This is a genomic window from Luteibacter sp. TLI7-4A (assembly GCF_056754745.1).
In genome coordinates this window covers 1,659,953-1,677,325 of sequence record NZ_JBPGWO010000001.1, presented here as the reverse complement: position 1 = coordinate 1,677,325, position 17,373 = coordinate 1,659,953, and the positions used below count along the sequence as shown (strand labels likewise).

Genomic DNA, 17,373 nt, shown 5'->3' with positions numbered 1-17,373 from the left:
CGTGTCGCGCGGGTTATGGCGGCATGACCGGCAGATGACAGCGACCGGCCTGAAAACGGGCCGTATCGGTTAAAATCGCCCGCTTGTCCGCCCGATGACCCTCACGATGACCGTCCGCACCCGCTTCGCCCCCAGTCCCACCGGCTACCTCCATATCGGCGGCGCGCGCACCGCGTTGTACTGCTGGCTGGAGGCCCGTCGTCGCGGCGGCGAATTCGTGCTGCGCATCGAGGACACCGATCGCGAGCGCTCCACGCAGGAGGCCGTACAGGCGATCCTGGACGGCATGTCCTGGCTCGGACTCACGCACGACGAAGGCCCGTACTACCAGACCCTGCGCATGGACCGTTACCGCGAAGTGGCCGACCAGCTGCTGCGCGAGGGCAAGGCCTACTACGCCTACGAGTCGAAGGAAGAGATCGAGGAGATGCGCAACGCGGCGATGGCCGCCGGCGTGAAGCCGCGTTACAACGGCTATTACCGCGACCGCAACGAGCCGTTGCGTGACGATCCGAATCGCGTCATCCGTTTCAAGAACCCGACCTCGGGCAGCGTCGTCTTCGAGGACAAGGTGAAGGGCCGCATCGAGTGGTCGAACGAGGAACTGGACGACCTGGTGATCTTCCGTTCGGACGGTTTTCCCACCTATAACTTCGCGGTGGTCGTCGACGACATCGACATGGGCATCACCGAGGTGATCCGTGGCGACGACCATGTCAACAACACGCCGCGGCAGATCAACATCTACAAGGCGCTGGGCGCGCCCGTGCCGGAGTTCGCGCACCTGCCGATGATCCTCGGGCCGGACGGCCAGAAGCTGTCCAAGCGCCATGGCGCGGTCAGCGTGATGCAATACCGCGACGACGGTTTCCTGCCGCACGCATTGCTCAATTACCTCGTGCGGCTGGGCTGGTCGCACGGCGACCAGGAGATCTTCTCGGTGGAGGAGATGACGGCGCTGTTCGACATCGCCGACGTCAACAAGGCGGCGTCGCGTTTCGATGTGACCAAGCTTTCCTGGCTCAACCAGCATTACCTGAAGACCGACGATCCGGCATCGCTCGGTCCCGAGCTCGCGTGGCACCTGGCGAAGATCGGCATCGACGCCACGCAGGGTCCGAATCCCGCCGACGTGGTCGTGGCGCTGCGGGACCGCGTGCAGACGTTCAAGGAAATGGCCGAGCGCGCGAAGATCTGGTACGGCCCGATCGTCGAATGGGATGACAAGGCGGTGGAGAAGCACCTGCGCACCGACACCGCGCCGGCCGTGCTCGACGCCGCGAAGAAGGAACTGGCCGCACTCCCCGAGTGGACGCCGGAAGCGGTGCACGGCGCGGTCGAACGCGTCGCCGCCTCGCTGGAACTGGGCATGGGCAAGGTCGCCGCGCCACTGCGCGTGGCGATGACGGGCACCCAGGTTTCGCCGTCGATCGAGCACACCATCTATCTCGCCGGCCGCGAGAGTGCGCTCTCGCGCATCGACGATGCGCTGGCGCGTGCTGCGGCCTGAATCCCGGCGAGCGAGCGGGGGTGAGCGGTGAATGAGCTGCTCGCCCGCGCCATGCAAGGGGTCGACCCGGACGATCCGGGCGCATTCCTGCAGATATTCATGAACCTCATGGCCCTGGTTCCCTGGGGCCAGCTGATCCTCTGGCAGGTCGTTTTCGTGGTGGTCGGCGGCCTGCTGGGTTGGTGGCGGGGCCGGACGATGGCGGGCGTGGTCGCAGCGCTGATCCTGGGGCCGTTCGGCTGGGTGGTGCCGTTCCTGCCGCGGCGTACGCCGCCGCCATTGCCCGGGTCGAAAAAACGCTGACCCGCCCTCATGTTACGATGACGGCCATGAGGATATGCCTGTGACGAACCACGCCGCCCACCGACATGAGCACGACCATCACGACGACGCTCGTGGCTTCGTCGCGGCCGTGGAGCACGTCTCCACGGAACGTGGCCTGCGGCTGACGCCGCTGCGTCGCGAGGTACTCGAACTGGTCGCCGGCGCGGGCAAGCCCGTGAAGGCCTACGACCTGCTCGATCGCCTGCGTGAGAAACACGGTAACGCGGCACCGCCCACGGTGTATCGCGCCCTCGACTTCCTGCTCGAGAACGGCTTCATCCACAAGCTGGAATCGATCAACGCCTACGTCTCCTGCCATCATCCGGCCGAAGCGCACCAGGTACCGTTCCTGATCTGCGACAAGTGCCAGTGCGCGCAGGAAGTGTGCGACGAGCGCGTCGCCGAGTTGATCGAAGCCCAGGCGAAGGCCTTCGGCTTCCGTCCGCAGGCGCAGACGCTGGAAGTGCATGGGATCTGCAAGAACTGCAGATAGGGCGAGCGTGCGGTTTAAAGCTCACTAGTAGATCGCAACCATACTCTCATACCCGGTCCAGACCCCTTGCCAGTCGGATATCACTGGTTCAGGATTCAACCACAGGTCACGGATGCAGGGGATGGGGATGGGGATGGGGAAGATCACGCTGTCGCTGGGCCTAAGCTTGGCATTACTTAGTTCGCCTGTCTTTGCGGGTACGGTCACGTATTTCTATACCGATCCGCAGGGGAGCGTTCTCGCTACATCGGACGCAAGTGGAAATATGACGGCAGTCCGTGATTATCGTCCTTATGGCGCACCGGCGCTGGGGGAGGTGGTGCAGGGCCCGGGCTATACAGGCCATGTGGAGGATTCGGACAGCTCCCTCGTTTATATGCAAGCCCGCTACTACGATCCAATTGTGGGGCGCTTTGCAAGCGTCGACCCCAAGCCACCAGAGGCAGGGGATATTTTCGGATTCGGTAGATACGTATATGTGAACGGCAATCCTATTGCACGCATAGATCCTACCGGGAAGGTTGGATTGCTTTTCTGGACTGCCAAGAATCAAGTCACCTATACGACGCAGTATGTAATCGGAACGTCTGGCGGCGCGCGCCTTCCGGTCTCGCCCGCTCAAATCAATGAACAGATCGCCCACGATTTTTCCGGCACTGTAAAGATTGGCGCGGTGACTGTAACAGTCACCGCGCAAGCAGTTGAAGCGACATCCTCGGCTGCACAAGGGACATCCAACTTTATTAACGTTGTTCCCGATACACAAGGTGTTACATCTACGGGGCGTGCTGAAACTAACGCGGTTGGCGGCGATCGTGTAACTGTTGCCGCTTCTGGAAAATATGGCGCCACGCCGCTAGTGATATCGCATGAGCTCGGAGGTCACACGGGAGGTGCTGGAGATCAGTACAAGAACGGCACCGCCGCGAATGGAAGCACTATTACGAGTGAGCCAGCTGGGGCTTCCGGTATCATGAATAACCTTAGCGGCGATCCTGCTAATGAGCAGGCCTTGCGAGAAATACTGCAGGCGCCTGGAAATATCAATTCGTGCGCACCGGACGTTCATGCTGGAAATGGGAGGTGCTGAAATGAAGCCGACGGAATTAGTGGTTTCGTCCATCGCACTCGCGCTGCTCGTCTGGAATCCCGTCTTCGCAACACCCTCTACTTTACAGGGCCCGCCCGAGCCTCCGCGGAAGTGCGTTATCCAGCAGAAGGCCTGGTGCATACAGGAAGGCGCGGCCGTTGAAATCACGCTCGCCCAAAGGGAGGGGCGTGATGAAGCGAACAATAATGTCTGGAGACTCCGGGATGTTCGGCATCCGGAGTTTGTGATGACTATTGTCGAGCCGGAAGGATGTAGACGCGGCTACGCCGATAGGGTGCAGGCCCTTGGATACAGTGCAAACGTCGCATGGCGAGGCCAAGTGTGGGACGAGATGAGAGTGAGCCTTCGTACTGACGGCGGCTGCACACTTCGCCTTCTCGTCACGCCATACAACGGCAGTGACTTCGAGTGGGCATATTCAACAGGCAGGTTGCTACTTGCTGCGTGCAAGGACGAAGGTTGCGATGTACTCGTCCCAACAATCGCGGATGTGACGTCCGTTTACAGGGATAGGTTCCGAGGGATCGCTAAGGGAGATTGAGATTTTCAGGGGCGGTGGGCTCGTTTTCACGACCATCGTCGGGCGTGTGGAGCGCTCCTGCGGAGCTGGCTCTTGGCACCGAGCGACCTTAGCCTGTAGCCCGCAATAGAATTGCCGTGATGTTGTCGCGCGCACTCCCACCCAGCGCTTCCAGGATCAGGTGATCCACGCACTCCTGCGCGGCGATGTCGGTCCGCGAAACGATCTCGCCGATGCGTTTGTCTTCGACTTCGTCGGTCAGGCCATCGGTGCACAGCAAGAGCCGCGCTCCCGCGGCAAGCTCCCCACGCGCAAGGCCGATGTGTAGCTGCTCGGGCGAAGTGATGCCGAGCGCCTGGGTCAGCACGCTGCGCTGGGGATGCGTGCGCGCCTGAGCCTCGGTCAATTCGCCCGCCTCGACCAGCGCTTCCACGATCGAATGGTCATGAGAAAGGCGGGCTAACGTCCCGTCCCAGTGATAGATTCGGCTGTCGCCAACCCAGGCGGCCTCATAAGACCGGCCGACGATACGCACGGCGGCGATGGTCGTCCCCATGGGGCGCGAATCGGCCAGGCCGCTCGAACGGGCGATCAGCGCCTCGTTCACCCGCTGGATCGCATCGACCAGCGATTGCCCGGCCGCAACCTGGGCCACGACGCCGTCACGCGCGGTGGCCGAAGCCACCTCGCCATGCTGGTGCCCGCCCATGCCGTCCACGACCAGGAACAAGCCCAGGCCCGCGTCGGCGTAATAGGTGTCCTCGTTGCGCGTACGGCGAAGTCCCGTATGCGTGCCGTGTCCGAACTCGATCATGGAGACCTTGGAAAAGCGAAAGGAAGGGCACCGATGCGCCCATTGCCCGGGCAGGATGCCCCATCAAAAGCCTGTTGTCACGGCAGAACAGACCCACTATCATTGCGGGCCCGGCAGGGCTCAACCCCTGCCGTCGACCGTTCACGGAGAGGTGGCAGAGTGGTCGAATGTACCTGACTCGAAATCAGGCGTACGTGTAAGCGTACCGAGGGTTCGAATCCCTCCCTCTCCGCCACTTGATACAAGTCGTTGAACGCCCGGTGATCTCAGATCGCTGGGCGTTTTTCGTTTTGGGGCTTCCGGGTAGGTCAACACGCATATGCGTCTACCCCATCATCTGCTTCGGCACAAGTCCGGCATGTAGTATTTCCGGATCATCGTCCCGCGTGACCTCATGGGCACGCTCGGTAAGAAGGTCATCAAGCGGAGTTTGGGCACCCGCGAGCCGGGCCTCGCCAAAGCGTATGCGTATGCCCTGGGCGCGCAGTGTGCTCGGACCATCGTCGAGGCCAGCCAACCCACAAGGCCCGGCCATATCTGAGCCCTTGCTCGCACCGGGTGTTCAAGAATCCACATCGTCATTAGCCCGAGTGCTCCGCGCCTAGCGCGTTAGGACGGGTAACGACGCGGGTGGGTAAATCGGCCAAGCCCAGGCTCGCGTCGTGCTTGGTAGCCCACGCAAGGAGGTCTTGAAGGATGGGCAGCACGTCCACGCCGGCTTGGGAGAGTTCGTATTCGACCCTGGGAGGAACCTCAGGGTAAGCCCGGCGTATGACCATTCCGGATGTGACGAGGTCCTTGAGTTGGGCCGTGAGCATGTGCTGCGTGATTCCAGGGAGCGCACGCTTCAGCGCGCCGAACCGCACGGGACCCTCGACCAGCAAGCCTACGATCTCGATCTTCCATCGACCTGTGATCGCTCGAAGAGCCTGCTGGAACCGACGGGTTTGCTCTGGGTCCGGGCCGGTGCAGCCATCGCAATCGTCGCTTCGGTAGCGCCTCGGTTGGGCGAAATCGGTTTCCATTGCTGGCCTCGGTCTGTTTTTTCTTACTAGGATGAAAAAACATCCTACTTGTCGAGCCCCTGATCGTCTCTCACGATGACCGCATAACGGAGGTTCGACCATGAGTAAAGTTCTTGTAACAGGAGGCTCCGGCTTCTTGGGCATTCATTCCATCCTGCGCTTGCTCCAGGACGGACATAGCGTCCGGACGACGGTGCGCTCGGCTGAGAAGCAGAAAGCGGCGCAGGACACCCTGGTGTCCGCCGGGGTCTCGACCTATGACGTTGAGTTTGTCCAGGCCGACCTGCTGCGCGATGACGGCTGGCAGGCGGCTGCGACCGGATGCGATTACGTTTGGCACGTCGCTTCCCCGTTTCCGGGCGCGTCTCCCAAAGACGAAGACGAAATCATCCGACCCGCGCGGGAGGGCACCCTGCGTGTATTGCGTGCTGCGCGTGCCGCCTCGGCCAAACGGGTGGTGCTGACCTCCTCGTTTGCGGCGGTCGGCTATGGAACCCGGCCCATCCCCTCCTACACATTCACTGAAGCCGACTGGACCGACCCGCGGCTCCCCAACCCGCCCTATATCCGTTCCAAGGTGCTCTCGGAGCGCGCGGCATGGGACTTTGTTGCTTCCGAAGGCGATGGTTTGGAACTGTCGGTGATCAACCCGGTGGGCATCTTTGGGCCGGCGCTGAGTGCGGACTACTCCACCTCCATCGGCATTGTGAAAGCGATGCTGGAGGGCGGCTTACCCGGCCTGCCTGATGTCGCGTTCGGCGTGGTGGACGTTCGCGACGTGGCTGATCTCCATCTAAGAGCCATGCGAAGTGAGGGGGCCAGTGGGCAGCGATTCCTGGCTGCGGCAGGTCCCCTGATGTCCATGGCAGACATCGCTTCGGTCCTTCACGAACGCCTGGGCGCCGCAGCCGCCAAGGTTCCGACAAAGCGCTTGCCCAGTTGGCAGGTTCGGCTTGCCGCGCTCGTGGATAAGCGGGCCCGTGAGATCGTCCCCAACCTGGGCGTGCGCCGCGAGCCGTCCAGCGAGAAGGCCCGTCGGATCTTGGACTGGCGTCCCCGATCGAACGAGGACGCCATCGCGGCCGCTGGGAAGAGCCTGTTGGATCTCGGTCTAATCGCCCGCTAGCCAGGGGCGACCTTCAACCCAGGCGTGGGCGTTTTTAGTAAAGGCGTCCGGCCTGAACCTTGATGCCGTCGACGGAGGTCAGCCGTTGATCAAGGTGGTCAATCGCGCTTGCCACGGGCTAGCCGCCGCTTCCAGTTCGCCAGATGGCCTAGATCTATTTGCGATCAATCATTTAAGTGGCTGCGGGGTTCTCCAGCTCTATAGACCCAAGCTAACCCGCGTTAGCTTGGGTGTCTTGGGGCACCTACTACCAAATAGCGTGGCCGCGAAAAAGCTTCGGCGCGCAAGTCGGGATACACGAGGCCTCAATGAGACTTCCGCACTACCTCTGGCGCCATGAAGGGAACTATCCTCCCGGCAGTCATCCGGCGCGAAGGTCTTGCCATGCTCGCTGATATCACTGAATCCAAAGCCGCTTGTCACTGCGGTACCGTTCGCTTCTCGGTCAAACTCACCGACGGGCTCCGAACCGCACGACGCTGTAACTGTTCGTACTGCCGCATGCGTGGCGCGATCGCGGTGTCAGCCGAGCTCGATGGCATCACCATTGAGCAAGGCGAAGATGCACTCAGCGTCTACCAGTTCAACTCCGGCACCGCGAAACACTACTTTTGTTCGAAGTGCGGCATTTATACCTTCCACCGGCGCCGTTCCAACAACGCCCAGTATGGTGTCAATGTGGCCTGCCTAGAAGGCATCAGTCCGTTCGACTTCGACGACATCCCTGTTCTCGATGGTGTGAACCACCCCGCCGACGGCGGCCGAAGCGCAGGTACTCCCATCGGCCATCTCCGCTACATCCCCGTCGACTGACTTCTCTACGGATGGGGTCCAACTCGGCGCCCGTATTGCCGTGTGAATCAGGCTTGACCCCGATCGGCCTGAGTGTCCCCGATATCAAAGCGCACCACCTTCCCACCCTCCACCCGAAACACATGCATCACCGTCTTGTCCTTCAACCCATGGGCCAGCCCCTTCAACGGCTGCCCATCGAGATCGAAGACGGTCTGGATCACCTCGACCGAGACGACACCATCGTCTGTTTCATGAAAGGCCACGGGCTCGACGTGTGGGCTGACGACCGACCATTGCCGCGTCCAATAGTCTCGTAGAGCCTCGTGCCCGTGAACATGGCCACCGTACATGCCGTTGGCCCAGGCGACATCGTCGTCAAGCTCGATGAGCACGCCGTCGATGTCCCTCGCGTTGAAGCGGTCATATAGGCGCTCGATAAGTTTCGCGTAGTTTTCCGACATGCCGATTCCTCAAGGTTGATGAGCGTCAGCGGGCGGGTAAGCCGCACTTGCCAACTCGTCCGTCAATATATATACGTACATATATAGTTGACAGTCAACCCGGATAGAGGATGAATGGGATGAAGAACGACGTGCTTTCCACGCCAGGACACCTCATAAGCCTGGCGGCACGGGGATTCGCCCGCCTGAGCGAGGCACGCCTCAAGCCTTTGGGATTCGGCGTCGGTCAATTGCCGGTGCTGATCGCATTGCGGGACGGGAAGGCAAGCACGCAACGGGAGTTGGCCCGTTTCGCCAAGGTCGAACAACCACCGATGGCGCAAATGCTCGCTCGCATGGAGCGTGACGGGTGGATTCGTCGGACGCCCCACCCGGAAGACGGTCGAAGCAGCCGTATCGTTCTCACGAAGGCGGCGCAGAACCGCATGCCCGAAGCCGTCGAAACACTCTTCAAAGGGAATCGTGACGCGTTGAACGGGTTCACGGAAGACGAAGCAAGCCAACTCGTGAACTTGCTTACCCGGCTGATCGCGAACCTCGATCAGATCACCGGCGCGGCGGCGTCACCGGACAACTCATAGGACTCGACCGCACGACCCAGGGGTCACGCACGCAGACCAGCCGTAAGCACGCCCGCATGCTGCGCACCAAGCGCATGCAGGTCCGGCGCAAACGGGCTGTCCGGGAACGTTTCCCGAAAAAGAACCCCCATCAACATCGGCCCCATCACGGAAAACAGCATCAAGGCCCGATCGCCGGCACGAATGCGTCCCGCTTTCTGCCCGCGTTCGATGACTCCTGTCAGGACACCAGCGACCCTGGCGATGACCTCGTCATGCCACACGCTGGCAAGGTCCGGAAACGTCCGGCCCTCAAGCAAGACCATACGCACGATGCCCGGCAATCTCGCGTCACTCATCTTCCCGGCCACGTGCCCCAACAGCATGGGAAGAAGGGTCAGCGCATCGACATCCGTGGCGCCGGGCGCATTCTCGATGGCCTTGAGGTTTTCGGAGGCGAGGTGTCGTGCCACGGCACGGAAGAGGTCCGCCTTGGTTTCGAAATACCGGTAGATCGTTCCCTTGACCACGCCGGCCCGCTTCGCCACGTCGGTCAGTTTGGTGTGGGCATAGCCCTTGGCGACAAATTCATCGATGGCGGCCTCGATGATTTCCTGGGGACGGGCGTCCTTGCGCCGGGTCCATTTCGTCTCTTTTTCAGTCACGGATGCCGCCTCGTTCCTTTCCCACCATATAAGAGCGCGACGTGAAGTAGGCATCCAATGTATCGGCCGAACCTTCGGGATCGGCCAGCGCGACCCATGTGTCGGGGCGAAGCAGATAGACGGCGTGTTGCTTCAGGCCTGCCTTGCCATGCTCATCGGCCCATGCAAACTGCCGCAGTGTCACGCCGTTCTGGACGCACCAGGCTCTTACGCCAGGGGTTGCCGTGCCGTAGACGTGCACTTGCCAGCCCATGACGGGCAGGGATTCGAAGTTGTCTTGTCCGTCGACGTTCACCCAGGGCAGCCGATCGCCCCCTTCGACGTCACCGGCGCGACCCTCGCTCAAGGGGCTGTCCTTGTAAGCCAGCCCCGTCTGCGACACCGTCTTGAAGAGCATCTCTCTCGCGCTGCCGATCGTGTAGATGACACCGGCGATGAGCGGCACGCCGTAGCTCCGCATCAGGTTGGCGAACCCACCGTCGGCGGTGACCAGGCTGAAGATCCGGTCGGTGGTCTTCACCAGTTCGCGGGCGAATGCCTGGCGCTCGGTGGCATAGGTATCGAGCAGGGCATCCGGCGCTTGTCCATGGATGACAGCCGCCAGCTTCCAGGCAAGGTTGATCGCGTCGAGGATGCCGGTGTTCATGCCTTGCCCGCCTACCGGGCTGTGGACATGTCCCGCGTCGCCCATCAAGAACACACGTCCCTGGCGGAATCGGTCGGCGACACGGTGATGCACCCGGTAGTGGGAAAACCAGTTGACCTTGTCCACATGGATGCCAACGCTCGCCATGGCCTCGTGGCCGACATCGTCGAAGGTCAGGTTTTCCGGGTGGTCCGCTCGCTCGTCGCGGACCGTGCCGATGAATCGGGCCTTGCCGTCACCGCTATAGGGCAATACGACAACGAAATCCTCGCCGTTCAGGGCGACGTGCGCTTCCCCCGCGTTGTCGAGCCCGGACAGTTCCACATCGGCCACATAGAACACATGCCGGTAGGTGCCACCTTCGAAGCCGATGCCGAGTTGCTTGCGAACGGTCGAACTTGCGCCGTCACAGGCAGCCAGATATCGGGCGTGAATGGTCTCTTCCGTACCGTCGGTGCGGCGGACGCGGGATTCGACATGCTCACCCTTGTCTTCAAGGGACAACAGTTCCGTGTTGCGTTCCACCTCGATGCCGACCGACTGAAGCTTCGCCACGAGGGTTTTTTCGTGAAAGTCCTGGGGATACACGAGAATGAAGGGGTAGGGCGACATACCGCGGCCGATGTCTTGCACGGCGATCCTGGCCCGGTGTTTGCCCCGCGCCCAGATGTTCATGGCGGGGGTGCGGAAGCCTGCCGACACCACCTCATCGGTGAATCCGAGTTGGCGGTAGAGCTCCAGCGTCCTCGCCTGCACGGCCATTGCGCGGGACGTCGTGCCCGGGGCCCCGGTGCGATCGATGATGCGAACCTTGACGCCCTGCGCGTGCAGCCAGAGGGCGTGAACCAGGCCGGTGGGACCTGCGCCGACTACGAGTACGTCAAGCATGGTGCACCCTCCGTCGCCATTAATGACTCTTGGGTCATTTTGGCATGAAAGGGAGTGTCGTCAAGGGCCTTCCAGAACCTGACGAACGTATTCTGCGATTGCCTTGCACGCGGTATGGCGCAGGTGGCGAAGGATTCCGGTCTGGGCCGCGAGAGCCTTTACAAAGCACTTCGTCCTGGGGCGCAGCCGAAGTTCGAAACGATGAATAAGGTGTTTTGCGCCCTGGGGTTCCGCCTATCCGTAAAACCCGCGAAACGTCGACGCGCCACCGCGTAAAGCTTGGGTGATGGCGGCACCGTAAACAGCGCCGTGACGTCGCATTTACCGGCTCGGGTGTATCGGTATGCTCCCTCCGAACAGGGCATCGCTATGCATCACGTCACCGGCTACTTCCCCAACCAGTTCTCCGCCGCGGCCATCGTCGACAAGATGCTTGGCCGCGGTATGCCTCGTGATCGCATTGTCGTCGCCACTGATGAGAGCATCGGTGACTCACCAGCCAGTTCGAACGCGCCGTCCAATGTCCTCTCCGATGTCAGCCACCTCGGACGCAACAGGCAGCGGGATTCAGGGGCGCGCGGCCTGGCTTCCGATCGCTCGGTTACACCCGACGCTCCCGAAACACTCGGCAAATCCGTGGTGACCGTCATGACCGGTGGCGAATGGAGCGAGTTGGTGTTACGGGAGTGGATGGAAACCGCGGGTGCGGAAAATATAGCGGTCGGAAGCGATGACGTCCCGCAGGAGAACGATAGTGTTTGGCCGTCATCCCCCGAAGGCGATGCCACCGATGTGGAGCGCGCGATCGCGGCGTCGCGTCGCGGTGCTTCGGATGTGGGTTCATCGAAGCCATAGATAAACCCACGCCATGGCGAGTACATGGATGCCCCGCAAGTATCGCGGGGCATTTGTTTCTACATGCATAGTCTCATCGTCGGCGCTCTTGTCTCGCCGTACGAATTTTCCCCACGAAGTAAGATAGGTCCAACCGTAACCGTCCCACCCAGGTTTCCTTGGCCGCCGCCAAATCCACCGCCACCGGAACCATGGGGTGTGTCGTGGGGAGTACAGTGCTTGCCGCCGCCGGTGTGGAGAGTTTTCTGCGTAGCTACGCCATCGAACCATGTTTGCCCTGCGCCACGCACGTATTTCACACACCACGATGCATTGCAAATCGTCACAGTATCACCCTCTTCTACAAACTTCTGAGCCAGCACGAACCAGCGCTGTTCACCAGACCATTGAACAAGAGTGCTTTGAGTAATGGGATCTGGGACAGGCGTCTGTAGCGTGCAGGTCGGGCATATATCTTTGACTACGTAGTTGGTGGCCGATGCATGGCCGCTAGTCACTAAACAGATCGCTGCGAGAACTTCCTTTCTCATGGTCATTTCCTTACCGGCAGCGGCTGTTCAGGAAGATGCTGGCTTCCGTGTCGGCACGCGTAGCTTCAGACGTCGAAATCTGGCTTGCCACCGCCGCGCGCTCATCTAGGGAGACCAATCCCGGATACAGGACGACGAGTTCGCGTTGCAGCAGATAGGCACCCGGCATGTCTTTGTCGAAAACGTCGCCCCCCGAAATTTTTTGCCTGTAGATGGCATCTATTGCATCGACATTGCAGCGCCCGGCAAGCGTGGTGAGGTACGTGAGGGCGCGCGATCGGTAATCGAATCGAGCTGACTTGCTGCGTGCGGTGATGTCACTCGTTCGCAATTCCTGAGCGCCAGCGATGGAGAAAACATACATCGCTCGCTCGTCGCCTTTGTCGGCGGCCGTGGATAGCCACGCACCGGCATCGGCTATGTCGCTTTCCTGCACGCCAGAGCAGTACTCGATCGCGGTTTCCTCAGGACCGTATGCACGCAGAGCCCTGCATCTGGATAAGCCCGCATAGACAAAGGCATAGGCGGAAGTATCCCCGGCCCGAGCTTGCTTCTTCAACTCGGGCAGTATCGCGGCGAGTGGGCCTTCAGGTGCAGGTATCCCGCCATAATGGCCGGCCTTGGGGAAGATGTTCGAGGCGATGCCCGCTGGCGTTTGCGGTGACGAATGAACGGTTGTACTCATGGCGATAGCGATCGCCGCCGATGCGATGTGGAATTTCATGATGGAGTCCCTTTGTGAGTCATGCGCTGCGCAAGACTCCATCAGTTCATCACCTCATCGATGCGAAATATGTAGGTGAGTTGGTGGTGGCCGTGAGGGCGCGGTGCGCGGCCACCAAATGTGAGCGCGGCCATGACGTAAAGACCACGCTCCACCAAACCTCCTCCCGCGACGCTGTCGGCGTGCCGGTCATTCGACCGGCCGCCTTGCCGTCCAGGAGCGCCCGTGAACGACGAATCCCGCAAACACCGTCCCCAATCCGCCGACCGCAACGACAACTATGTCGCCAGGCTCGACAAGCCCGCCCAGAAAAAGCGCGACAAGAAAATCGCGGAGGGCGAGAAGAAAATGGACGAGCTCGGCAAGCGTGACCAGGGCATCCGTTGACCCGGGTCAGAACACCACTTGTGCGCGGACCCCCAGCGAGTTGCCTGAATCCGGGCCCTGGAAGCTGCCGACCTTGTTGTCGGTATTCCAGTGGATGTAGTTCAGCATCAGCCGCGACCAGTCGTTGAGATACCAGTTGAGTCCCAGCGTGTAGCTCTTGCCGGTGCCTCCCCGCGGCGCGCCCGTGTAGTCGTAGTGATCGACGCGACCGGCGAGTTCGAACGCGCCCCAGCCGCCGGAGGTGACCGGGTCGTTCACCTTCACCGCTTTCCAGCTGCCCGAGCGGCTGGAGAATCCCGGTGCCTCGCCCGTGATCATCCAGCCGGCGGCGAAACTCGACCCGTGACGGCTGACCGAATCGGCGGTGCTGGAGTCGATCGTGCGCTTGCCGTACTCGGTCATCATCCAGACGTTGCGCATCACTCCGCCGAGTTCGAAGCCCTTGCCGTGGTCCTGTGTCGGATTCGCGATCGAACTGGCGGAGACGGCGAGGTTGTCGTTGTAGTCGAGTGCGATGGCCGGCGTGTTGTTGATGCTGGTTACGCCGTCGCTGATCTTCTCGTAGTAGTACCAGGCACCGACGTGCAGGAAACCGTCCTGGCTTTTCCAGGGATTCCAATGTGCGCGGGTGAGGTAGGTGGTGGTGTCGGTGTGCGTGCCGGAGGTGGAACTGTTCGGCGCATTGCCGCTCACGGACAAGCTGTAGTGCCAGTTGCTGCCGTACATGCGCATCTGGCCGCCCATGCCGAAGTAGCTGATGACCGGTTGGCCTACCGCCGTGGCCGCGTTGCGCAGCATGAAGGGGACGCGGGCGGATTCGGATGAGCCTTCCGTGCCGAGGTCCTTCAGGAAATTGCCGAGGTAGAACTTCGTCGTGTTGCCGAACACCTTGGTGGTGTAGGTGAGGTAGGTCTGGCGTAACGCCACCTCGTTGTCGGCGAAGTCCGCTTCGATGTGATAGCCGATGTTGCCGATCGTGCCTTCACCGCCCAGCCGGGCGCTGGTGATCTGTGCACCGCTGATGTTGCGGGTGTCGTAGTCGGAACCCTTGGTGCGGGTGAAGTCGAGTAACAGGCGGCCATCGGGCTTGAAGGTGAAGAAACCGTCGTCACTGCGGAAGGTGGGCCCGGCTTCGCCGCCGCGTCCCCAGCGTGCTCCGCCACCGGACGACGTGGTCGTGGCGCCGCGCGCCATCGTCAGTGCGAGTTCGCTCTCACGGGTATCGGCGATGGCGGCGTCCACCTGGGCCTGGTGGCGATCGTCGGGCGTCTGCGCCGTGGCGCTGGCGACAGACGGCGTTGCGGCGGAAGGATGGCGCTCGCTTTCGACGGCGGCCAGCCGCTTCTTCAGGTCGTCGATCTGCGCGGCCTGCTGCTTGATGAGTTTCAGCAGTTCGGCATTGGTTACATGGTCGGCGGCAAGCAGCGGCGAGGAAGCACCGGCGAACAGCGCGGCGGCGATCGCCGGGTAGAGGCGGGACTTGCTTGTCTTCATGGCATGGGTCTCGTCAATGGCGATCAGTTGTCGTCCGGGCCGGCATCGTCGGCCGCGGGAGCACGAGGCGTCGCCGTCGGCATCGCGAAGGGGCCGGTGTCCACCGACGAGAAGAAGCCAGCACGGCGTGCCCAGGCCGCGAACAGGCGCGGCCATGCCGCCACCGCCGAACCCGGATCGCCCAGGCCCCAGCCGTGACCGCCCTTGTCGAACACATGCAGTTCCGCGTCGACGCCGTTTTTCCTCAGTGCGTCGAACATCACCAGGCTGTTACCGATATTCGCTATGGGATCGTCGGCGGCCTGGGCGAGGAAGGTGGGCGACGTGTCGTGGGATACATGCAACTCCACCGAGTACGCCTGCACGGCGTCGGCCTGCGTGGACAGCTCGCGACTGGAGCGCGTGGTGTCGAAAGGCTTCTGCAACGACACCACGGGGTAGATGAGTCCCGCGAAATCGGGACGTGCCGACTGCCCATCGGCGGCATCCACGGCCGGATAGAAGCTGTCGGCGAAACGGGTCTCCGCGATGCCGGCGAGGTTGCCTCCCGCGGAGAAGCCGAGCACGCCGACGCGCTTCGCGTCGATGCCCAACTCCGCCGCGTGGGCGCGAAGCACGCGCAACGCCCGCTGTGCATCCTGGAAGGGTGCGACCGCGGGCCAATGGTCCGCGGGAAGGCGGTAGTAGAGCACCACCGGCGTCACGCCGAGCGCGGCGAGCCACTTCGCCGTCGGCATGACCTCATGGCCGATGCCGATGCGGAAGTAGCCGCCACCACCGATCAGGATCACGGCGGCGCCGTTCGGCCGCGCGGGCTTGTATACCTCGATGCGCGGACGGCTGATGTTGGATACGGCGCCTACGCCGGTACCCGATTGACCGATGCGTTCGGGACCGCTGGGGCCGCCGCCACCGGGGGGCGTGCCCGGCCATAGATCGATGACGACCGGCTTGCCGGCATCCGGCGCGGCTTGCGCGATGGCCTGGCCGCAGCCGGCGAGGACGACGGCCGCGATGAGCGCGGCGCGAAGTAGCTTCATGGTTGTTCCCCCTGTGTGGCGATGAGCGTGGCGCCGTCGCCGGCGCGATCGAAAAGGGCGTCGTCGAGGGCCTCGCGGTCGAGCGCCCCCTCCCAGCGGGCGACGACGATCGTCGCCACGGCATTGCCGACGAAGTTGGTCAGCGAACGGCATTCGCTCATGAAGCGGTCGACGCCGAGGATCAACGCCATGCCTGCCACGGGCAGCGACGGCACGACCGAGAGCGTGGCGGCGAGGGTCACGAAGCCGGCCCCGGTGACGCCGGCCGCGCCCTTGGAACTGACCATCGCCACCAGCAGCAGGGCCACTTGTTCGCCCAGGGTGAGCGGCGTGTTGGTGGCCTGCGCGATGAACAGCGCGGCCAGGGTCATGTAGATGTTCGTACCGTCGAGGTTGAAGGAGTAACCGGTGGGCACGACGAGGCCGACGACGGATTTGTCGCAACCGGCGCGTTCCATCTTCTCCATCAGCGAGGGCAGGGCCGCTTCGGACGACGACGTGCCGAGCACGAGCAGCAGTTCGGCCTTGAGGTAGCGCAGCAGCCGGAAGATCGAGAACCCGGCGAGGCGGCCCACGGCGCCGAGCACCACCAGCACGAACAGCAGCGAGGTGAGGTAGAAGGTCGCGACGAGGAGCAGCAGGTTCGACAGGGAGCCGATGCCGTAGCGGCCGATGGTGAAGGCGATCGCACCGAAGGCGCCGATGGGCGCCGCCTTCATCAACAGGTGGACGAGCTTGAACACCGGTTCGGTCAGCGCCTCGAAAAAGGCCACCACCGGCCGTGCGCGCTCGCCGGCCAGGGTCAGCGAGATGCCGAACAGCACGGCGAAAAGCAGCACCTGCAGGATGTTCCCCGAGGTGAAGGCGCCGACGACGGTCTCGGGGATGATGTCGAGCAGGAAGCCGGTGAGCGAGATATCGTGCGCCTTCGACGCGTAGGTCGCGATTTCCTTCGTCGACAGCGTGGCGGGGTCGATATCGAGGCCCGCGCCCGGCTGCACCACGTTGGCCACGACGAGCCCGACGACCAGCGCGAGCGTGGAGAAGACGAGGAAGTAGATCATCGCCTTCAACACCACCCGGCCGACGGCGTTCAGATGGGGCATGCCGGCGATGCCGGTGACCACCGTGAGGAAGATCACCGGGGCGATGATCATCTTCACCAGCTTGATGAAGGCATCGCCAAGGGGTTTCAGCGACTCGGCGAAGGCGGGCCAGTAGTGGCCCAGCACCGCGCCCAGCGCGATCGCCAGCAGCACCTGCGCATAGGTCTGGCGGTAGAAGGGCAGGGGGACGGGAGCGGCGACGGAGCGAACGGACATGGCGGCACGACGGTTTCGCCCGGAAAGGGCGGTGCCGATTTGTAGCCCCTGTGCGCCATCCAGCCCATAGCACATTCCGGCTA

Annotated in this window: 22 protein-coding genes and 1 tRNA gene; 13 read left to right on the top strand and 10 right to left on the bottom strand. The window is 62.5% G+C overall.

Going from position 1 to position 17,373, the window contains the following annotated elements:
* Positions 1-106 precede the first annotated feature (106 nt).
* The 5 genes from gltX (at position 107) to ACR9Y6_RS07360 (ending at position 3,979) form a co-directional block, all read left to right on the top strand.
* Positions 107-1,510 carry a glutamate--tRNA ligase gene (gene gltX, locus ACR9Y6_RS07380; protein ID WP_481280712.1) on the top strand — a complete coding sequence of 468 codons (1,404 nt, stop codon included), beginning with the start codon at positions 107-109 and terminating at the stop codon, positions 1,508-1,510.
* A 27-nt stretch (positions 1,511-1,537) separates the two neighbouring features.
* The gene (locus tag ACR9Y6_RS07375; protein WP_371023030.1) at positions 1,538-1,813 is read left to right on the top strand and encodes a hypothetical protein; all 276 of its coding nucleotides are present in this window, start codon (positions 1,538-1,540) and stop codon (positions 1,811-1,813) included.
* Positions 1,814-1,853: 40 nt separating this feature from the next.
* Positions 1,854-2,327, top strand: coding sequence for a transcriptional repressor (locus ACR9Y6_RS07370; RefSeq protein WP_481280711.1), 474 nt, complete (start codon positions 1,854-1,856; stop codon positions 2,325-2,327).
* A gap of 133 nt (positions 2,328-2,460) precedes the next feature.
* A complete protein-coding gene (locus ACR9Y6_RS07365) occupies positions 2,461-3,417 on the top strand; it encodes an RHS repeat-associated core domain-containing protein (RefSeq protein WP_481280710.1) in 957 nt (318 codons plus the stop codon).
* Between the two features lies 1 nt (position 3,418).
* The gene (locus ACR9Y6_RS07360; RefSeq protein ID WP_481280709.1) at positions 3,419-3,979 is read left to right on the top strand and encodes a hypothetical protein; all 561 of its coding nucleotides are present in this window, start codon (positions 3,419-3,421) and stop codon (positions 3,977-3,979) included.
* Positions 3,980-4,067: 88 nt separating this feature from the next.
* Here the strand turns inward: ACR9Y6_RS07360 and ACR9Y6_RS07355 are convergent, their stop codons facing one another.
* A complete protein-coding gene (locus tag ACR9Y6_RS07355; RefSeq protein WP_481280708.1) occupies positions 4,068-4,772 on the bottom strand; it encodes a PP2C family protein-serine/threonine phosphatase in 705 nt (234 codons plus the stop codon).
* A gap of 145 nt (positions 4,773-4,917) precedes the next feature.
* Here ACR9Y6_RS07355 and ACR9Y6_RS07350 point away from each other — a divergent pair.
* Positions 4,918-5,007 (top strand) — tRNA-Ser (locus ACR9Y6_RS07350).
* 138 nt (positions 5,008-5,145) lie between these two features.
* Positions 5,146-5,313, top strand: coding sequence for a DUF6538 domain-containing protein (locus tag ACR9Y6_RS07345; RefSeq protein ID WP_481282705.1), 168 nt, complete (start codon positions 5,146-5,148; stop codon positions 5,311-5,313).
* Positions 5,314-5,353: 40 nt separating this feature from the next.
* Here the strand turns inward: ACR9Y6_RS07345 and ACR9Y6_RS07340 are convergent, their stop codons facing one another.
* Positions 5,354-5,797, bottom strand: a complete 444-nt coding sequence (locus ACR9Y6_RS07340; RefSeq protein ID WP_481280707.1) for a winged helix-turn-helix transcriptional regulator — start codon at positions 5,795-5,797, stop codon at positions 5,354-5,356.
* Between the two features lie 100 nt (positions 5,798-5,897).
* Between ACR9Y6_RS07340 and ACR9Y6_RS07335 the strand changes: the two genes are divergently transcribed.
* A complete protein-coding gene (locus tag ACR9Y6_RS07335) occupies positions 5,898-6,923 on the top strand; it encodes an NAD-dependent epimerase/dehydratase family protein (protein ID WP_481280706.1) in 1,026 nt (341 codons plus the stop codon).
* A gap of 384 nt (positions 6,924-7,307) precedes the next feature.
* Entirely contained in the window at positions 7,308-7,736 is a 429-nt protein-coding gene (locus ACR9Y6_RS07330) for a GFA family protein (protein ID WP_481280705.1), read from the top strand.
* 47 nt (positions 7,737-7,783) lie between these two features.
* Here ACR9Y6_RS07330 and ACR9Y6_RS07325 read toward each other — a convergent pair whose 3' ends face one another.
* A complete protein-coding gene (locus tag ACR9Y6_RS07325; protein WP_481280704.1) occupies positions 7,784-8,179 on the bottom strand; it encodes a nuclear transport factor 2 family protein in 396 nt (131 codons plus the stop codon).
* 119 nt (positions 8,180-8,298) lie between these two features.
* Here ACR9Y6_RS07325 and ACR9Y6_RS07320 point away from each other — a divergent pair, with 119 nt between their 5' ends.
* Positions 8,299-8,760 carry a MarR family winged helix-turn-helix transcriptional regulator gene (locus ACR9Y6_RS07320; protein ID WP_481280703.1) on the top strand — a complete coding sequence of 154 codons (462 nt, stop codon included), beginning with the start codon at positions 8,299-8,301 and terminating at the stop codon, positions 8,758-8,760.
* 23 nt (positions 8,761-8,783) lie between these two features.
* Here ACR9Y6_RS07320 and ACR9Y6_RS07315 read toward each other — a convergent pair whose 3' ends face one another.
* Positions 8,784-9,404 (bottom strand): TetR/AcrR family transcriptional regulator, encoded by a 621-nt coding sequence (locus ACR9Y6_RS07315; RefSeq protein ID WP_481280702.1) that lies wholly within the window; start codon positions 9,402-9,404, stop codon positions 8,784-8,786.
* Positions 9,397-10,938 (bottom strand): FAD-dependent monooxygenase, encoded by a 1,542-nt coding sequence (locus tag ACR9Y6_RS07310; protein ID WP_481280701.1) that lies wholly within the window; start codon positions 10,936-10,938, stop codon positions 9,397-9,399. The genes ACR9Y6_RS07315 and ACR9Y6_RS07310 overlap by 8 nt, the downstream gene beginning before the upstream one ends.
* 114 nt (positions 10,939-11,052) lie before the next feature.
* Here ACR9Y6_RS07310 and ACR9Y6_RS07305 point away from each other — a divergent pair, with 114 nt between their 5' ends.
* Both ACR9Y6_RS07305 and ACR9Y6_RS07300 read left to right on the top strand, forming a co-directional pair.
* A complete protein-coding gene (locus tag ACR9Y6_RS07305) occupies positions 11,053-11,214 on the top strand; it encodes an addiction module antidote protein (RefSeq protein WP_481282704.1) in 162 nt (53 codons plus the stop codon).
* Positions 11,215-11,307: 93 nt separating this feature from the next.
* Positions 11,308-11,793, top strand: a complete 486-nt coding sequence (locus tag ACR9Y6_RS07300; protein ID WP_481280700.1) for a hypothetical protein — start codon at positions 11,308-11,310, stop codon at positions 11,791-11,793.
* A 59-nt stretch (positions 11,794-11,852) separates the two neighbouring features.
* On the opposite strand, the gene ACR9Y6_RS07295 is transcribed toward ACR9Y6_RS07300, so the two are convergent.
* Positions 11,853-12,323 (bottom strand): hypothetical protein, encoded by a 471-nt coding sequence (locus tag ACR9Y6_RS07295; RefSeq protein ID WP_481280699.1) that lies wholly within the window; start codon positions 12,321-12,323, stop codon positions 11,853-11,855.
* Positions 12,324-12,333: 10 nt separating this feature from the next.
* Positions 12,334-13,047 (bottom strand): hypothetical protein, encoded by a 714-nt coding sequence (locus tag ACR9Y6_RS07290; RefSeq protein ID WP_481280698.1) that lies wholly within the window; start codon positions 13,045-13,047, stop codon positions 12,334-12,336.
* Positions 13,048-13,272: 225 nt separating this feature from the next.
* Here ACR9Y6_RS07290 and ACR9Y6_RS07285 point away from each other — a divergent pair, with 225 nt between their 5' ends.
* The gene (locus ACR9Y6_RS07285) at positions 13,273-13,434 is read left to right on the top strand and encodes a hypothetical protein (protein ID WP_481280697.1); all 162 of its coding nucleotides are present in this window, start codon (positions 13,273-13,275) and stop codon (positions 13,432-13,434) included.
* Positions 13,435-13,440: 6 nt separating this feature from the next.
* Here the strand turns inward: ACR9Y6_RS07285 and ACR9Y6_RS07280 are convergent, their stop codons facing one another.
* Genes ACR9Y6_RS07280 through ACR9Y6_RS07270 form a run of 3 tightly spaced genes read right to left on the bottom strand, consistent with a single transcriptional unit; the run spans position 13,441 to position 17,290 of the window.
* Positions 13,441-14,928, bottom strand: a complete 1,488-nt coding sequence (locus ACR9Y6_RS07280; RefSeq protein WP_481280696.1) for an OprO/OprP family phosphate-selective porin — start codon at positions 14,926-14,928, stop codon at positions 13,441-13,443.
* Positions 14,929-14,951: 23 nt separating this feature from the next.
* Positions 14,952-15,968 carry an alpha/beta hydrolase gene (locus ACR9Y6_RS07275; protein ID WP_481280695.1) on the bottom strand — a complete coding sequence of 339 codons (1,017 nt, stop codon included), beginning with the start codon at positions 15,966-15,968 and terminating at the stop codon, positions 14,952-14,954.
* The gene (locus ACR9Y6_RS07270) at positions 15,965-17,290 is read right to left on the bottom strand and encodes a dicarboxylate/amino acid:cation symporter (protein ID WP_481280694.1); all 1,326 of its coding nucleotides are present in this window, start codon (positions 17,288-17,290) and stop codon (positions 15,965-15,967) included. Before ACR9Y6_RS07270 ends, ACR9Y6_RS07275 begins: the two co-directional genes overlap by 4 nt.
* Positions 17,291-17,373: the final 83 nt, after the last annotated feature.

What these genes read in the sequence shown, in the direction of transcription:
- ACR9Y6_RS07270 (WP_481280694.1), bottom strand. Translation starts at nt 17,290, where the DNA reads ATGTCCGTTCGCTCCGTCGCCGCTCCCGTCCCCCTGCCCTTCTACCGC.
- ACR9Y6_RS07360 (WP_481280709.1), top strand. Translation starts at nt 3,419, where the DNA reads ATGAAGCCGACGGAATTAGTGGTTTCGTCCATCGCACTCGCGCTGCTC.
- ACR9Y6_RS07290 (WP_481280698.1), bottom strand. Translation starts at nt 13,047, where the DNA reads ATGAAATTCCACATCGCATCGGCGGCGATCGCTATCGCCATGAGTACA.
- ACR9Y6_RS07320 (WP_481280703.1), top strand. Translation starts at nt 8,299, where the DNA reads ATGAAGAACGACGTGCTTTCCACGCCAGGACACCTCATAAGCCTGGCG.
- ACR9Y6_RS07330 (WP_481280705.1), top strand. Translation starts at nt 7,308, where the DNA reads ATGCTCGCTGATATCACTGAATCCAAAGCCGCTTGTCACTGCGGTACC.
- ACR9Y6_RS07325 (WP_481280704.1), bottom strand. Translation starts at nt 8,179, where the DNA reads ATGTCGGAAAACTACGCGAAACTTATCGAGCGCCTATATGACCGCTTC.
- ACR9Y6_RS07275 (WP_481280695.1), bottom strand. Translation starts at nt 15,968, where the DNA reads ATGAAGCTACTTCGCGCCGCGCTCATCGCGGCCGTCGTCCTCGCCGGC.
- gltX (WP_481280712.1), top strand. Translation starts at nt 107, where the DNA reads ATGACCGTCCGCACCCGCTTCGCCCCCAGTCCCACCGGCTACCTCCAT.
- ACR9Y6_RS07310 (WP_481280701.1), bottom strand. Translation starts at nt 10,938, where the DNA reads ATGCTTGACGTACTCGTAGTCGGCGCAGGTCCCACCGGCCTGGTTCAC.
- ACR9Y6_RS07365 (WP_481280710.1), top strand. Translation starts at nt 2,461, where the DNA reads ATGGGGAAGATCACGCTGTCGCTGGGCCTAAGCTTGGCATTACTTAGT.
- ACR9Y6_RS07295 (WP_481280699.1), bottom strand. Translation starts at nt 12,323, where the DNA reads ATGAGAAAGGAAGTTCTCGCAGCGATCTGTTTAGTGACTAGCGGCCAT.
- ACR9Y6_RS07335 (WP_481280706.1), top strand. Translation starts at nt 5,898, where the DNA reads ATGAGTAAAGTTCTTGTAACAGGAGGCTCCGGCTTCTTGGGCATTCAT.
- ACR9Y6_RS07355 (WP_481280708.1), bottom strand. Translation starts at nt 4,772, where the DNA reads ATGATCGAGTTCGGACACGGCACGCATACGGGACTTCGCCGTACGCGC.
- ACR9Y6_RS07305 (WP_481282704.1), top strand. Translation starts at nt 11,053, where the DNA reads ATGGCGCAGGTGGCGAAGGATTCCGGTCTGGGCCGCGAGAGCCTTTAC.
- ACR9Y6_RS07280 (WP_481280696.1), bottom strand. Translation starts at nt 14,928, where the DNA reads ATGAAGACAAGCAAGTCCCGCCTCTACCCGGCGATCGCCGCCGCGCTG.
- ACR9Y6_RS07300 (WP_481280700.1), top strand. Translation starts at nt 11,308, where the DNA reads ATGCATCACGTCACCGGCTACTTCCCCAACCAGTTCTCCGCCGCGGCC.
- ACR9Y6_RS07340 (WP_481280707.1), bottom strand. Translation starts at nt 5,797, where the DNA reads ATGGAAACCGATTTCGCCCAACCGAGGCGCTACCGAAGCGACGATTGC.